This is a genomic window from Plantactinospora sp. B24E8 (assembly GCF_039871735.1).
Taxonomy (GTDB): Bacteria; Actinomycetota; Actinomycetes; order Mycobacteriales; family Micromonosporaceae; genus Plantactinospora.
Genome location: NZ_JBDPMH010000001.1, coordinates 428,463 through 443,034, shown reverse-complemented (window position 1 = coordinate 443,034; position 14,572 = coordinate 428,463). Strand labels below are relative to the sequence as shown.

At 70.0% G+C, this 14,572-nt stretch carries 13 protein-coding genes, 3 tRNA genes and 1 pseudogene; 13 read left to right on the top strand and 4 right to left on the bottom strand.

The window, feature by feature from the left end; genetic code table 11:
* Window positions 1-357: 357 nt before the first annotated feature.
* Both ABGB21_RS02060 and ABGB21_RS02055 read right to left on the bottom strand, forming a co-directional pair.
* Complete coding sequence (locus tag ABGB21_RS02060; protein WP_347654376.1) at window positions 358-1,359, bottom strand: LacI family DNA-binding transcriptional regulator; 1,002 nt, start codon at window positions 1,357-1,359, stop codon at window positions 358-360.
* A gap of 52 nt (window positions 1,360-1,411) precedes the next feature.
* Complete coding sequence (locus ABGB21_RS02055; RefSeq protein WP_347654375.1) at window positions 1,412-2,833, bottom strand: NAD(P)/FAD-dependent oxidoreductase; 1,422 nt, start codon at window positions 2,831-2,833, stop codon at window positions 1,412-1,414.
* A gap of 439 nt (window positions 2,834-3,272) precedes the next feature.
* Here ABGB21_RS02055 and ABGB21_RS02050 point away from each other — a divergent pair, with 439 nt between their 5' ends.
* The 3 genes from ABGB21_RS02050 to ABGB21_RS02040 all read left to right on the top strand — a co-directional run bounded on the left by ABGB21_RS02050 (window position 3,273) and on the right by ABGB21_RS02040 (window position 6,595).
* Entirely contained in the window at window positions 3,273-4,652 is a 1,380-nt protein-coding gene (locus ABGB21_RS02050) for an extracellular solute-binding protein (RefSeq protein WP_347654374.1), read from the top strand.
* 86 nt (window positions 4,653-4,738) lie between these two features.
* Window positions 4,739-5,695 (top strand): sugar ABC transporter permease, encoded by a 957-nt coding sequence (locus ABGB21_RS02045; protein WP_347676127.1) that lies wholly within the window; start codon window positions 4,739-4,741, stop codon window positions 5,693-5,695.
* Window positions 5,696-5,707: 12 nt separating this feature from the next.
* Window positions 5,708-6,595: a carbohydrate ABC transporter permease gene (locus ABGB21_RS02040; RefSeq protein WP_347654372.1), complete on the top strand. Its 888-nt coding sequence runs from the start codon at window positions 5,708-5,710 to the stop codon at window positions 6,593-6,595.
* A 12-nt stretch (window positions 6,596-6,607) separates the two neighbouring features.
* Here ABGB21_RS02040 and ABGB21_RS02035 read toward each other — a convergent pair whose 3' ends face one another.
* Window positions 6,608-7,579, bottom strand: a complete 972-nt coding sequence (locus ABGB21_RS02035; protein WP_347654371.1) for a phytoene/squalene synthase family protein — start codon at window positions 7,577-7,579, stop codon at window positions 6,608-6,610.
* A 129-nt stretch (window positions 7,580-7,708) separates the two neighbouring features.
* Here ABGB21_RS02035 and crtI point away from each other — a divergent pair, with 129 nt between their 5' ends.
* The 6 genes from crtI (at window position 7,709) to ABGB21_RS02005 (ending at window position 11,396) form a co-directional block, all read left to right on the top strand.
* The gene (crtI, locus tag ABGB21_RS02030) at window positions 7,709-9,202 is read left to right on the top strand and encodes a phytoene desaturase family protein (RefSeq protein WP_347676125.1); all 1,494 of its coding nucleotides are present in this window, start codon (window positions 7,709-7,711) and stop codon (window positions 9,200-9,202) included.
* Window positions 9,199-9,852: an isopentenyl-diphosphate Delta-isomerase gene (gene idi, locus ABGB21_RS02025; RefSeq protein WP_347654369.1), complete on the top strand. Its 654-nt coding sequence runs from the start codon at window positions 9,199-9,201 to the stop codon at window positions 9,850-9,852. The genes crtI and idi overlap by 4 nt, the downstream gene beginning before the upstream one ends.
* A complete protein-coding gene (locus ABGB21_RS02020) occupies window positions 9,818-10,858 on the top strand; it encodes a MerR family transcriptional regulator (RefSeq protein ID WP_347654458.1) in 1,041 nt (346 codons plus the stop codon). Before idi ends, ABGB21_RS02020 begins: the two co-directional genes overlap by 35 nt.
* A 172-nt stretch (window positions 10,859-11,030) precedes the next feature.
* A tRNA-Glu gene (locus tag ABGB21_RS02015) sits at window positions 11,031-11,103 on the top strand.
* Window positions 11,104-11,142: 39 nt separating this feature from the next.
* Window positions 11,143-11,219 (top strand) — tRNA-Asp (locus ABGB21_RS02010).
* 103 nt (window positions 11,220-11,322) lie between these two features.
* Window positions 11,323-11,396 (top strand) — tRNA-Phe (locus tag ABGB21_RS02005).
* A 289-nt stretch (window positions 11,397-11,685) separates the two neighbouring features.
* Here ABGB21_RS02005 and ABGB21_RS02000 read toward each other — a convergent pair.
* Window positions 11,686-12,072, bottom strand: a complete 387-nt coding sequence (locus ABGB21_RS02000) for a hypothetical protein (protein WP_347654368.1) — start codon at window positions 12,070-12,072, stop codon at window positions 11,686-11,688.
* Between the two features lie 68 nt (window positions 12,073-12,140).
* On the opposite strand from ABGB21_RS02000, the gene ABGB21_RS01995 reads away from it, so the two are divergent.
* From ABGB21_RS01995 to ABGB21_RS01980, 4 genes and pseudogenes are all read left to right on the top strand, one after another.
* Window positions 12,141-12,614, top strand: coding sequence for a MarR family winged helix-turn-helix transcriptional regulator (locus tag ABGB21_RS01995; RefSeq protein ID WP_347654367.1), 474 nt, complete (start codon window positions 12,141-12,143; stop codon window positions 12,612-12,614).
* 26 nt (window positions 12,615-12,640) lie between these two features.
* A pseudogene (locus ABGB21_RS01990) lies at window positions 12,641-12,832 on the top strand (hypothetical protein); the annotation flags it as partial.
* Window positions 12,833-13,073: 241 nt separating this feature from the next.
* A complete protein-coding gene (locus ABGB21_RS01985; RefSeq protein ID WP_347654366.1) occupies window positions 13,074-13,931 on the top strand; it encodes an SPFH domain-containing protein in 858 nt (285 codons plus the stop codon).
* Window positions 13,932-14,052: 121 nt separating this feature from the next.
* Window positions 14,053-14,571 (top strand): SRPBCC family protein, encoded by a 519-nt coding sequence (locus ABGB21_RS01980; RefSeq protein WP_347676123.1) that lies wholly within the window; start codon window positions 14,053-14,055, stop codon window positions 14,569-14,571.
* Window position 14,572: the final 1 nt, after the last annotated feature.

Below are 14,572 nucleotides of genomic sequence, written 5' to 3'. Positions count from 1 at the left end.
ACGGACCTCTGCTACGCCTTGTTTGGTGTCGATGACCATACAAACCCTGCGCGAGCTTCGCAATAAGCCGACAGAAGTCTGAAAGATGACGACCGAGGCTGTCCGGGTTGCGGGTGAGTGGCGATCTGCACGGCGCAGGGCCGGCCGGGCTTCCGGATGTTCCCGGACGAGACACGAGCCGGGCCGGGTCAGCCCGGGGACGGCAACGCACCAGAGCGGGACGGCCCCACCCGGGGATGGCCGTGGCAGGCGGCCGGCAACATGGTCGTTCCGGCCGGCGGCCGGCAACAGCGACAGTGGGACGGCGACGATCTCGGAGCGGGCGACCTGCGACGAGCGGCGGCAGCGGGTGCCGGCTCAGTGGCCGGGTGCCGGCGCGGTCGAGCCGCGTACCACGAGTTCGGGTTCGAAGAGCAGCTCGTCGGTGAGCACCCCGACCCCCTCGATCTGGTTGACCAGCAGGTCCACTGCGGCCTGGCCCATCATCTCGATCGGTTGCCGGACCGTGGTCAGCGGCGGGTCGGTGCAGGTCATCAGCGCCGAGTCGTCGAAGCCGACCACCGAGATGTCCGCCGGCACCGCGCGACCCAACCGACGGGCGGCCCGGATCGTGCCGAGCGCCATCACGTCGCTGGCGCAGATCACCCCGGTCACCCCGCGCTCGATCAGCTTGCTCGCCGCGACCCGGGCACCCTCCATCGAGAAGCTGGAGCGTTCCACGCACTCCTCGCCCTCGGACCAGCCGGCGATGTTCGCCATCGCGGCCAGCTTCCGGCGGGACGGTACGTGGTCGGCCGGCCCCAGCACGAGACCGATCCGCTCGTGTCCGAGCGACCGCAGGTGCCCGTACGCCTGCTCGACCGCCACCGCGTCGTCGGTCGACACGCACGGGAAGCCCAGCTCGTCCACACCCGCGTTGACCAGGACGACGGGCAGGCCCCGGTCGGTCAGCCGGCGGTAGTGGTCGTGCTGGGCGTCGGCCAGCGCGTACGAGCCACCGGCGAAGATGACGCCGGAGACCTGGTGGTCGAGCAGCATCTCCACGTAGTCCACTTCGGAGATGCCGCCGATGGTCCGGGCGCAGAGCGCCGGGGTCAGACCACGCTGGGCGAGTGACCCGGTGACCACCTCGGCCAGCGCGGGGAAGATCGGGTTCTGCAGTTCCGGCAGGACGAGTCCGACCAACCGGGCCCGTTCTCCCCGCAGTTTGCTGGGCCGTTCGTAGCCGAGCACGTCCAGGGCGGTCAGCACGGCGACCCGGGTGCTCTCGGAGACGCCGCCCCGACCGTTGAGCACCCGGCTCACCGTGGCCTCGCTGACCCCGGCCTTCCGGGCCACCTCGGTGAGTCTTCTCGTCACGGCCGCGATCGTACGACAGGAACTTGCAAAAACCGAACCAAAGTTCGCCGCGCTACTGCAACAAACCTCGTACCGCTGTCTCGATCGCCCGGTGGAAGGTCGGATAGGCGTAGATCATGCCGGCCAGCGTCTGCACCGGGACCTCGGCGTGCACCGCCACCGCCAGCGCGCTCAACACCTCGCCGCCGACCGGCCCGACCGAGGTCGCGCCGACCAGGATCCCACGGTCGGCGTCGGCGACCAGCTTGATAAAGCCCTCGCCACCGACGTCGTGGATCCATCCCCGGGTGGAGTCGGAGAGCGCGGTGTTGCCGACCCGGACGGTCAGCCCCCGGTCCCGGGCCTGCCGCTCGGTCAGCCCGACCGCGCCCACCTCCGGGTCGGTGAAGGTGACCCGGGGCACCGCCCGGTAGTCGGCCCGCCGGGCGCCACCCTGCCGGGAGGCGGTCCCGGCCCGTTCGAGGATGTCGTCGATCGCGACCCCGGCCTGGTACATCGCCACGTGGGTGAAGGCGCCGTGTCCGGTCAGGTCGCCGACCGCCCAGATGCCGTCCGCCGCACGCATCCGGTCGTCGGTCGTCACGAACCGCGCCGTCGGGTCCAGCCCGACCGTGTCCAGGCCGAGCCGGTCGAGTACGGCCCGCCGGCCGGTCGCCACCAGCAGCCGTTCCCCGCGTACGTCGTCGCCGTTCGCCAGGTGCACGGTGAAGCCGGTGCCGTCGTACGCCACCCGCTCGGCGGCGGCGCCGGTGTGCACCGTCACCCCGTCGGCGCGCAGTGCCGCGGTGACCTGTTCCGACGACTCCGGTTCCTCCAGGGCGAGGATCCGTCCGCCGGCCTCGATGATCTCGACCCGTACGCCGAACCGGGCGAAGACCTGCGCGAGTTCCACCCCGATCGCCCCGCCGCCGAGGATCACCAGGGATCCGGGCAGTTCGGCCAGTTCGATCGCCTCCCGGTTGGTCCAGTACGGCGTACCGGCCAGCCCCGGCACCGGCGGGATGACCGGGGTGGTTCCGGTGCCCAGCACGACCCCGATCCGGGCCCGGTAGAGCTCGTCGGCGACCTGGACCAGGCCGGGGCCGACCAGCCGGCCGGTGCCCCGGACCAGACGGCCGCCGTTGGCGGTGAACCGCTCGGCGGCGCGGTTGTCGGTCCAGCCGGCGGTGGCGTCGTCCCGGATCCGCCGGGCCACCGTGTTCCAGTCCGGCTCGACCCGGGCCCGACCGGCCAGGTGGTCGACCCGACGCGCCTCGGCGAGCACGTTGGCCGCCCTGATCATCATCTTGCTCGGTACGCATCCCCAGAACGGGCACTCGCCGCCGACCAGGTTGTGCTCGACGCCGACGACCGTGAGGCCGGCGGAGGCGAGTCGGTTCGCCGTCTCCTCGCCGCCCACCCCCAGCCCGATCACCACGACGTCCACCTCGGCGGTGACGTCGCCGTCCGCGTGCCTCTGTTCCGGTTCAGCCATGAGGCCAGCTTTCCGCATCCGTGGCTGGCCGACCAACCGGATCGGCGCATCGGGCTCCCCGCCCCGGGCACGTCCGACGGCAACTCCGTGCCGGGTTCCCGACTCGGATTTGGGGCGCATCCGACAAACCTCAGAAGCCTCCGGCGACGGGCGAGAGGGCAACCGCGCCTCGGCTGGCTCCACCAAACCGGTGGATTCCGGGCATCAAGCATTACTCCTGTCATCATCTGTCGTGATGAAGTCGTGTCTTTTCACAGCACAATCGATATCTTGCGAAGATGAGTTCGCCTCGCTACAGTGACCCCACTCACACACTGACGCCACGCAGCTCCAGGGCCTGGTCACCGGGCGGATAGCGGTCGACAGCAGGGCAGCCACGGTGACGATCCCGCGGATCAGCAGAGGTCCTGGAGACTCCCGTTCCCGAAGGGATGGACAGATGTCCGTACCGCAGTACCGGAAGGCCGCGGCCCTGGCGCTCGCGGCCGGCCTGGGGCTCAGCCTCACGGCATGTTCCACGAAGAGCGACGACGGCGACTCGAACGCCGGCGGCAAGGTCACCATCACGGTCGACTGCCAGCCGGTCGGCTCCCAGAAGGAGCTGCTGCAGAACTGGAACGACGATGTCGCCGAGTTCCAGCGGCTGAACCCGGACATCGTCGTCAAGAGCGTGAGCGTCGGCGAGCAGTGCAACAACCCGCCGGACTTCACCGCCCGGCTCGCCGGCGGCACCGTGACCGACGTGTTCTACGGATACATGACCGACCTCCAGCAGGTGCTGGACTCCGGCCAGGCGATGGACATCACCGGGTTCGCCACCAGGGAGACGGTGCCGACCTGGGACAGCATCGACCCGGCGCTCAAGGAGGTCTTCAGCGACGGCGGCAAGCTCTACGCCCTGCCGGTGAAGAACTACTCGATGGGTCTGATCTACAACAAGGTCCTGTTCCAGCAGGCGGGGCTCGACGTGAACAACCCGCCGAAGACCTGGCCCGAGGTCCGGGAGGCGGCCAAGAAGATCTCCGCGCTCGGTAACGGCATCGCCGGCTACTCCGAGTACAGCGCCGGCAACACCGGCGGCTGGCACTTCACCGCCCTGCTCTACTCCCAGGGCGGCCAGGTGCTGACCCCGGACGGCACGAAGGCCGACTTCAACAACCCGATGGGCAAGCAGGTCCTGCAGAACCTCAAGGACATGCGGTACGGCGACAACAGCATGGGCAGCCGCCAGCTGCTGCAGTGGGGCGACCTGCTGACCAACGCCGCCGGCGGCAAGGTCGGCATGTTCGTCGGCGCGCCGGACGCCACCCAGGCGATCGTCAGCCAGTTCCAGGGCAAGTTCCAGGACTGGGCGATGGCGCCGCTGCCCGGCCAGGCCGGTCCGGCCAGCGCGACCCTCGGCGGCGGCGAGGGCTACTTCTTCAAGAAGGGCCTCACCCCCGAGCAGGTCAAGGCCGGTCTGAAGTGGATCGCGTACCAGAAGCTGACCCCGGGCAAGGGCCAGTTCGACTACGTACGGTCCAAGCCGCAGAACTACCCGGTCGGGCTGCCCCAGCCGCTGCTGTTCGCCAACGGCACCGAGGCGCAGAAGCAGGAACTCGAACTGCGCAAGGCGAACGCCAACGTCGACACGGCGAACTTCGCGCTCTTCGAGGCGACCCCGGTCCCGATCAAGGGTGAACCGCGCAACGCGCAGGCGATCTACGCGGTCCTCGACGCCGCGATGTCCGGGGTGCTGACCAACCCGAACTCGAACATCGACGCACTGCTCAAGACGGCCGAGGAAAAGGTCAACCAGCTGCTCGCCGCCGAGAGCTGACGTACCCCCGGGGGGCCGGCGGACACCGGCCCCCCATCGGCGTCCGCGCCGCCCGAGTCCGGCCACCGATTTCCGCAGGAGTTGCCTTGGCGATCACCACCGTCCCGGGGACCACCAGGCCGGGTCGCGCCGCGCCACCGCCGAAGACGGCCGGTCCGCGGCGTACCGGCCTCGGCCGCAAGGTACGGGACAACCTCACCGGGCACGCGTTCCTGATCGGCGCGGTGCTCTGCTTCGCGGTCTTCTCCTGGTACCCGATGATCCGCGGCATCGTGATGAGCTTCCAGCGCACCCGACGGGGCGAGACCACCTGGGTGGGCTGGGACAACTACCTGCGCATCATCGACGACCCGAGCTTCTGGACCGCCTGGAAGAACACCCTCTACTTCACCGCGCTCGCACTGATCCTCGGGTACGCGGTGCCGTTCTTCGTGGCGATCCTGCTCAACGAGTTCCGGCACTTCAAGGGCTATCTGCGGATCCTGGTCTACCTGCCGGTGATGCTGCCGCCGGCCTCGGCGCTCTTCCTCTTCAAGTACTACGCGTACGACCCGAGCGAGGCGGGCCTCTTCAACGCGGTACTCAAGGCGCTGCACCTGCCGACGTCGCAGTGGATGCAGTCCCCCGACATGACGATGCCGGCGATGGTGTTCGCGTCGACCTGGATGAACATGGGCGGCGCGGTGCTCATCTACCTGGCGGCGCTGCAGAACATCCCCGGCGAGCTGTACGAGGCGGCCGAACTGGACGGCGCCGGGATCTGGCGACGGATCGTCAACGTGACGATCCCGCAGACCCGGCTGATCCTCCTGCTCCTGGCGATGCTGCAGATCGTCGCCACCATGCAGCTCTTCATCGAACCGCTGATCCTCGCCAACGGTGCGGGCGCGGAGGACTCCGCGACCTCGGTGGCGTACCTCATCTACCAGCACGGGTTCTTCCAGAACGACCTCAACGGCGCCGCGGCGCTCGGCGTGATCATGCTGGTGGTGCTCGCCGGCTTCAGCGCCGTCTACGCGCGGATGACCTCGAAGCAGGACTAGGACGGGCGAGACATGGCACAGGACTCCGGCACCCGGACGCTCATCTCCCACGCCCAGCTGAGGCGGGGGCGCGGCAGGGTCGTCTACTGGACGCTGCTCACCGTCGTCGTGGTGGTGTTCACCCTGGTCTTCCTCGGGCCGCTCTACTGGATGGTCACCGGCGCGTTGAAGTCCGGCCAGGAGATCGCGCAGGTCCCGCCGACCCTGTTCCCCGAGGATCCCCAGCCGCAGAACTACGTCGACGCGTGGCAGAACCTCGACCTCGCCAAGCTGCTCTTCAACACGTTCTACTACGCGACCGGCGCGGTGCTGTTCCAACTCGTCTTCGACGCCGCGGCGGCGTACTCGTTGTCGAAGCTGCGGCCGGTCCTCGGCAACGTGATCCTCGGCCTGATGCTGGCCACCCTGATGATCCCGGCGATGGTGCTCATCGTCCCGCAGTACGTGACCGTGATCGACCTGCCGATCCTGCACATCAACCTGCTCGACTCGCCGTTCGCGATCTGGCTGCCGCTGGTCGCGAACGCGTTCAACATCTTCCTGCTGAAGCGCTTCTTCGACTCGATCCCGGAGGAGCTGATGTCGGCGGCGGTGATGGACGGGGCGTCACCGCTGCGCACCCTGTGGTCGATCATCCTGCCGATGTCGCGCCCCATCCTCGGCGTGGTCTCGATCCTGGCGGTCACCGCGGTCTGGAAGGACTTCCTCTGGCCGAAGCTGGTCATGCCGTCGCCGGAGACCCGGACGGTCAGCGTCGGCATCTACGCCTTCTCCGGTGGTACGCCGATGAACGTGGTGGTCGCCGCCTCGGTCATCGCCGCGATCCCGACGGTGATCATCTTCCTGATCTTCCAGCGGAACATCATGTCTGGCCTGACCACCGGCAGCATCAAGGGCTGACCACCGGCGGTTTCAGCGGCTGACCGCCGGCGGTTTCAGCGGCTGACCGCCGGCGGCCCGCTCGTCCCGGGTCGGGGCGGACGGGGTTCCGGGTACCGGCACCGGGGCGCCGGTCGGGGTCAGCAGTGCCCGGGTGACCACGGCGGCGCGACGGCCTTTCGGCACCACGGCCCGGCGGGCGAAGACCTCGTAGTCGGCGGCGACGACCTCGTCGAGGATGCCGCCGTACAGCAGGTACGCGGTCCGGATGCAGGACTGCGACGCGGGGGCGAGCAGGGTCACCCCGGGCGCCGCCGCCGCGTAGTGCGCCCGGGCGCGCTCCACCTCGTACCTGATCAGGTGCCGGACCCGGGGTGGGCTGGCCCGTCGCCGCGCGGCCTCGACCAGGTCGGCGCGGGTCACCCCGAACGCCGCCAGGTCCTCGCCGGGCAGGTAGACCCGGTCCCGGGCCAGGTCCTCGGCGACGTCCCGGATGAAGTTGGTCATCTGGAAGGCGAGGCCGAGTTGCCGGGCCGGTTCCCGGGCGGCGGCCGGGTCGGCGCTGCCCAGGATCGGCAGCATCATCGTGCCGATCGCCGCCGCCGAGCCCGCCATGTAGTCGAGCAGGTCGGCGTAGCGGGGGTAGTCGGTGACCGTGAGGTCCATCGCCATGCTGCGCAGGAAGACGGCGAAGTCCGCCCGGTCGAGGTCGAAGACCGCGATGGTGTGCAGGACCGCCGGCAGCAGCGGGTCGTCGACCGGTTCCCCGGCCAGTCCGGCCAGGAACCGCTCCGACCAGTCGGCGAGTCGCGCGGCCCGGGCCTCGGCCGGCAGGTCCTCGGTGCGGTCGACGATCTCGTCCGCATAGCGGGTGAAGCCGTAGAGGGCGTGCACATGTCGTCGTTTCCACGCCGGCAGCAGCCGGGTCGCGAGATAGTAGGTCCGGCCGTGCTGTCGGTGCAGCTCGCGACAGCGCTGGTAGGACCCGTCGAGACTGGTGTACACCGACCCTCCCGGGGAATCGACGCATAAATCGATGCAACTCGTCAGCTCAGGGTACGCTCAGCGGCGGACGGACGCCGGGGTTCGCCCCGTCGACGGAGCTGCTGGTGACGGCGTGGCGGAGGTGGACGGGTGCGAACCGTGACAGGACGGACCGACCGAGTGGTGGTCGTCGGCGCCGGACTCGGTGGCCTGGCCTGCGCCCTGCACCTGGCCGGCAGCGGCCGCCAGGTGACCGTGCTGGAACGCGAGCCGCTCCCCGGCGGCCGGGCCGGGCGGTTGACCCTGGACGGCTACGAGTTCGACACCGGCCCGACCGTGCTGACCATGCCGGACCTGCTCGCCGAGGCGTTCGGCGCGGTCGGCGAGGAGTTGACCGACTGGCTGGACCTGGTCCGGCTCGACCCGGCGTACCGGGCCCACTACCCGGACGGCTCCACACTGGACGTGATCACCGACACGTCCCGGATGGCCGCCGAGATCTCCCGGGTCTGCGGCCCCCGGGAGGCCGACGGCTACCTGCGGTTCGTCGACTACGCCCAGCGCCTCTGGCAGCTCGAACGCGCCGACTTCATCGACCGCAACCTGGACAGCCCGACCGATCTGCTCACCGCCAACCTGCTCCGCCTGCTCGGCGCCGGCGCCTTCCGGCGACTCCAAACCAAGATCAACCAGTTCTTCGCCGACCCCCGGACCCGACGGATCTTCTCCTTCCAGGCCATGTACGCCGGCCTCGCCCCGCACGACGCGCTCGCCATCTACACCGTCATCGCGTACCTCGACTCGGTCGCCGGGGTCTGGTTCCCGCGCGGCGGCATCCACGCCGTCTCCCGGGCACTCGCCGACGCCGCCGAGAAACACGGCGTACGGATCCGGTACGGCACCACGGTCACCCGGGTGGAGTCCTCGACGGGCCGGGCCACCGGCGTGGTCACCGCCGACGGCGAACGGATCCCGGCCGACGTGGTGGTGCTCAACCCCGACCTGCCGGTCGCGTACCGCGACCTGCTGCCCACGGCGGCCGGACCCGGCCCACGCCGACTGCGCTACTCGCCGTCCTGCGTGGTGCTGCACGTCGGCGCCCGGCAGGGCTACCGGCGGATCGCCCACCACAACATCCACTTCGGCCGGGCCTGGCGGGGCACCTTCGACCAGGTCATCCGTCGGGGCGAACTGATGTCCGACCCGTCGCTGCTGGTCACCAACCCCAGCCGGACCGACCCGTCGGCCGCGCCACCGGACCGGCACAGCTACTACGTGCTCGCCCCGGTGCCCAACCTCGAGGTCGGTGCCGGGCTCGACTGGCAGGGCGACCTGCCCCGACGGTACGCCGACGAACTGCTCGCCACCCTGGAACGACGCGGCTACCGCGGGCTGACCGACAGCGTCGAGGTGAGCCGGATCGTCACCCCGGCCGACTGGGCCGCCGCCGGGATGGCCGCCGGCACGCCGTTCGCCGCCGCGCACAGTTTGTGGCAGACCGGCCCGTTCCGTCCGGGTAATCTGCACCGAACATTGTCCAATGTGGTTTTCGTCGGCTCCGGCACCCAGCCGGGCGTCGGCGTGCCGATGGTGCTGATCTCCGGGAAGCTCGCCGCTGCCCGGGTGACGGGAGGTAACGGATGACATCAGGTCGCGAGGCGCACCTGGTGGAACTGGTCGACGAGGCCGGGACGGCGCTCGGCACCCGTACCGTCGACGAGGCGCACCGGTCACCGGGCCTGCTCCACCGGGCCTTCTCCGTACTGCTGGTCGCCCCGGACGGGCGGGTGCTGCTCCAGCGGCGGGCCGCCGTCAAGACCCGGTTCCCGCTGCGCTGGGCGAACAGCTGCTGCGGACATCCGGCCCCCGGCCAGTCACCGGAGCGCGCCGCCCGGGTCCGCCTGCGCGAGGAACTCGGCATCAACCCCGTACCGCTGACCGAGGTCGGGGTCTACCTCTACCGCGCCGAGGACCCCGGCACCGGTCGGGTCGAGTACGAGTACGACCACGTACTGCGCGGCGAGTTCGACCCGGACGCCGTGGTGCTGCCCGACCCGGACGAGGTCGCCGACCTGCACTGGGTGCACCCGGCGGAACTGCGCGACCGGATCACGGCCGACCCCGGGTCGTACGCCCCCTGGCTCGGTGGGGTGCTGGGCCGGTTCACCGGTTCGGGCCCGGCGGCCGGCGCCGTCGGTGTGGATCTCCCCGACCCGGGTGGCCGGGCCGCCGGAGCCCGGACCGGACCCCTCGGAGCCGATCACCCGGCGACGGAGCGGCAGGGTGGCCGATGACGGACTGAGCGCCGGCGACGTCGCGCGCCGGCTCGGGGTGGCGGTCACCACCCTGCGCAGCTGGCACCGGCGGTACGGGCTGGGCCCGAGCCGGCACGTGCCGGGTCAACATCGACGGTACGCCCCGGACGATCTCGTCCGGCTGGAGTTGATGCACCGGCTCACCGTCGAGGGGGTGAACCCGGCCGAGGCCGCGTACTGGGCCCGACGGGCTCCCGTTGCGGCGAGTGGTCCCGCCGCCCCGGCCATCCCCGCCGCCCCGGACGCCACCCCCGCCTCGGACGCCACCCCCGCCTCGGACGCCATCGGCGCCCCTGCCGTCGCCGCTGTACCGGAGGGCCCGGGGCGAGCGCCGGGTCGGACCGGCGGCGGACCGGTCATCCCGGTACGGCGGGCCGGGCCGGCCGCCCGGGGGCTGTCCCGGGCCGCCCTGCGACTCGACGCCGCGGCGATGCGGTCCCGGATCAGCACGGCGCTCGACACCGACGGCGTGGTCGCCACCTGGGAGCGGCTGCTCCGGCCGGTGCTGGCCGGAGTCGGCGACCGGCACGCCGCCACCGCCGGTCTGGTCGAGGTGGAACACCTGCTCTCCCGCTGTGTGTCGGAGGCCCTGGCAGCGGTGGACCGGCCGGCCGCCACCCCGTCCCCGCCTCGGATCCTGCTCGCCTGCGCCGACGAGGAGCAGCACAGCCTGCCGTTGGAGGCGCTGGACGCCGCGCTGGCCGAACTGGGCGTGCCGTGCCGCCTGCTCGGCGCCCGGGTGCCGACGACCGCGCTGGTCGCGGCGGTACGCCGCACCGCACCGGACGCCGTGGCCGTCTGGTCGCATCTCCCGGACACCGGTGACCCGGAGCAGCTCCGGGCGGTGCTCGCGACGCCCCGGCGCCCGGTGCTGCTGCTGGCCTGCGGCCCGGGCTGGCCGGCCGGTGCGCTGCCGGCCGGGGTGGTCACCCCGGCGAGCCTGGCCGAGGCGGTCGCGCTGCTCCGCGCCGTACCGGTGGGTTGATCGCCGGATCCCGGCATCTGTCGGGCGCGGAACGGGTGATTTGGGAGGTATTGTGGTAGCCGGGATACCGGTTTTGCTGGGCGGCACGGGATCACGTATGCTTTCCAAGCCTCCGGCGGGGCCGGATGGGAGCACAGCCGTCAAAGTTGTCATGTGCAATGATGGCGGGGCCGCCCTCATCGTCTAGCGGCCCAGGACGCCGCCCTTTCAAGGCGGTAGCACGGGTTCGAATCCCGTTGGGGGCACGGCTCCGGTCTCGGCCGGAGGCATAGCAGTACGAGCTAGGTCCTGTGGAGCAGTTGGAGTGCTCGCCGCCCTGTCAAGGCGGAGGTCGCGGGTTCAAGTCCCGTCAGGACCGCCAGCGCCGCTCGCCGCGCGTCTGTACGCGCGGCGTTCTGCGTTTCGGCCCAGGTTCCCAGGGCGGCGGTAGCGCCGTCGTACAGGTATCATGAGCCGAGCAACCCGGCCAGGTAGCTCAGTTGGTACGAGCGTCCGACTGAAAATCGGAAGGTCGGCGGTTCGACCCCGCCCCTGGCCACATAGCCTTTCGCCGGGCTACAGAGGTCCCCACCAGCGGAAACGCGGGTGGGGATCTTGCTTTTCGCCAGGCTCCTGGTGACGAACTGTGGATCAGGCCCGACGGCGGCCGTTGCGGTACCTCCGCTCTACACCCTGCCCGGTACGGCCTGGCTGACCTCCTGGGCTTGCCGGTCACAGTTGTCGGCATAGAGGCCCACAGAATGATGCGCACGGGTCACGGCTACAGTCGAGCGCGCCGATGGAGTGTTGTTTGGTGCTCGTAACCGGCTCCGACACTTCATTGATCCCTATGCCGTGACGACAACTCCGCCGATTCCTGTGCGCCCGGCCGGGGTGCCTACAAGCTCGACCGTGAGGCCGGCACGGACGCGCTCCCCGAGGACGTCGACGATGGCGTCCGTGACTCCGGAGACGAGGCGGGCGACGATCTCGTCGGCGTCGGGTCGACTGAACGCCGCCTCCCTGATGCCGAATGTGACGCTGGGAGAGGCTGCTTCTGCTGGGTTGCCGCCGATACCCCAACGGCCGGACGGTAGGCCGATCAACTGCACGACCGCGATGCTTCGGGCCCACTCCCCGTAGACGGCGACGACCGCGTCGGTCAGGTTCCGAATCAATGCGGTCTCCTGACCGGCCAGGTCGCTCTCCAGCACATGCACGCTGAGGTGGGGCATACCATCCTCCGTGAACGGGTTTGACCACAAATTAGCTTTGGTTACAAAGGTATTCGGGAGGTGGGCGGATGTCAACGCCTGACACCACGGACGACACGGTCAGGACGTTGCTCCTGGTGATGCCAAGGTTGGTCGGTAGGATCAAGCGTCTGCCACTGCCGGAACAGCTACGGTCACTTGAGCTGGCGCCGAGACACCTGTCGATGCTGTCCCTGCTCCTACTCGACGGTCCGCTGACCGTCTCCCAACTGGCCGGGATGCTGGGTGTGGCACCGACCACGGTGAGCCTGATCGTGGGCGATCTGAGCCGCAGAGGAGTCCTGGTACGGCGCGAGGACGACGCCGACCGCCGCCGCCGCATCGTCGACATCAGTCCTGAGAGCCGTCCGGCCATCACCCAATGGCTGTCTCCGGGCGCCCATGCGTGGCGGCAGGCCCTCGCACCGCTGAGCCCGGCACAACAGCGCACATTCGTCGACACCCTGCTCAGGTACGAGGCGGCCGTCTCGAGCCCGACGGAAACGGCACCAGCCAGCGGTTAGCAGCAACACCGCACACGGACCCGTTGACGGTCCTGGCCGACTCCACCCAGACCATGCTGTGCACGTACCCGTCCGCGGTACTCCTCGTCGGCCTGGTCCTCAACGCCGCCGCCGGCTGGTCGTGGGCGGACCCGGCCGCCGCGCTCGTCATCGCCGGGGTGGCCGTCAAGGAGGGCGTCGGGGCGTGGCGCGGCGAACACTGCGCCGACTACGCACCCGCCGGTGCGGCACCCGACGCCTGCGGTGCCGGCTGCTGCGGCACCGAGGCCGTGTGACGGGCGTGGGCCGCACCGCGTACGCCTGAGATCCGAACGCCGATATTCCATAAGGCCTGTCGGCGGACGAGATGCCGTTGAATGTCCGGGCATCAACGGAAGTCGAGGTTGTCCGCCCTCGCTACACTTCGGATACCGATCAAGATCACGGGAATCGGTCGGGCCCAGCAGAGGAGATGCGGCAATGCCAGCGCTGTTCGTCTGTGCACTGATCGTCTTCGCCGCCGCGGTGGTCGGCGCGCTCTACGCGGCGTTCGCGCCGAGGGGCACCCGGGCCGCGGCCCTGGGCGGTGCGTTCGCCGCACTCCTGCTCGGCGTCACACTCACCATCGCCTCCTCGGCGAATTCGGTGCCGGTCCGGAACGTCGGCATCGTGACCTCGTTCAACAAGCCCACCGGTGAGACCACCGGCAGCGGACTGAACTGGGTCGCGCCATGGAACAAGATCGGCGAGTGGGACGCCAGCCGGCAGAAGTACGACCACATCGGGGCCGACAACGCGGTCCCGGTCCGGACCGGAACGCTCGCTGTCGCCGGAGTCGAGCTGCTGGTCGAGTGGCAGGTCCGTGCCGAGAACGCGCCCCGGCAGTTCATGGACTACAAGGGGGACTTCGAAGCGTTCCGAGGTCAGCGCGTCGGCGTCCAGCTCGACGGCGCGGTGAACGACGCCTTCGCCACCTACAACCCGCTGGCGAACATCGACGCGAAGACCGGGAACCTCAATGTCGACCTGAAGCCCTTCGCCGACAAGGTGAAGACCTCCGCGCAGGAACGTCTCGGCGACGACATCGAAATCCTCAGCGTCACGATCATCCGGGTCAACCACGACGAGAAGACCGAGGCCAACATCAAGGTCTTCCAGGACAAGCTGGCGCAGGGCCGGAACCTCGACCAAGACCTCATCAACGCGGAAAAGCAGAAGGCCGTCACCGAGAAGAACGCCGAGGTCGACAAGATCACCCGCTGCCTCGAAATTGCCGAGCGGACCGGCAGCAACCCGGGCCTCTGCCTCAACCCGGGAATCGTGATGGGCGGCAAGTGATTCGTCACCGATCCTCGTGAAGCCGGACGGTACGTGAATCGATCTACCGTTCGGCGCACGGATCGACCGCCCGCCGCGCCAAAGGTGCACAGCTAGGAGGCAGCCGGTATCGTCCGGGCCTATGGGACAGGAGACCACGAACGCCGCCGCGATTCGGCAGGAGTCGACCGCGTACTCCGTGCGCAGCAGCCTGCGTGTCCCGGGCCCGGCCGATCGGGCCTTCAGGGTGTTCACCGATCGGCTGGCGGACTGGTGGGTAAAGGAGTACACCTGGTCCGGTCCGGAACTGCTGGCGAGAATCGGCATCGAGTCCGGCGTCGGCGGGATGGCGTACGAGATCGGTCCGCACGGGTTCCGCGCCGACTGGGGTCGGGTGGTGGAATGGCAACCGCCCCGGCGCCTCGTCTTCACCTGGCAGATCGGGCCGGACCGGGCTCCGGTGCCGGACCCGTCGAAGTGCAGCGTGGTGGAGGTCCGGTTCGATCCGAAGGCGGACGGCACCACCCTCGTCGAGGTGGAGCACCGCGACTTCGACCGGCACGGTGAGGCCGCCGAGGGCTACCGCACGGCGCTCACCGCCGGTTGGCACGAACTGCTCTCCCGGTACGCGACGACCGTCCGCAACTCTCCCAGGAACTGAC

Bases quoted from the DNA above. Each gene is read 5' to 3' on its own strand.
- ABGB21_RS02055 (WP_347654375.1), bottom strand. From the start codon at position 2,833: ATGGCTGAACCGGAACAGAGGCACGCGGACGGCGACGTCACCGCCGAG.
- ABGB21_RS02050 (WP_347654374.1), top strand. From the start codon at position 3,273: ATGTCCGTACCGCAGTACCGGAAGGCCGCGGCCCTGGCGCTCGCGGCC.
- ABGB21_RS02040 (WP_347654372.1), top strand. From the start codon at position 5,708: ATGGCACAGGACTCCGGCACCCGGACGCTCATCTCCCACGCCCAGCTG.
- idi (WP_347654369.1), top strand. From the start codon at position 9,199: ATGACATCAGGTCGCGAGGCGCACCTGGTGGAACTGGTCGACGAGGCC.
- ABGB21_RS02000 (WP_347654368.1), bottom strand. From the start codon at position 12,072: ATGCCCCACCTCAGCGTGCATGTGCTGGAGAGCGACCTGGCCGGTCAG.
- ABGB21_RS01995 (WP_347654367.1), top strand. From the start codon at position 12,141: ATGTCAACGCCTGACACCACGGACGACACGGTCAGGACGTTGCTCCTG.
- ABGB21_RS01985 (WP_347654366.1), top strand. From the start codon at position 13,074: ATGCCAGCGCTGTTCGTCTGTGCACTGATCGTCTTCGCCGCCGCGGTG.
- ABGB21_RS01980 (WP_347676123.1), top strand. From the start codon at position 14,053: ATGGGACAGGAGACCACGAACGCCGCCGCGATTCGGCAGGAGTCGACC.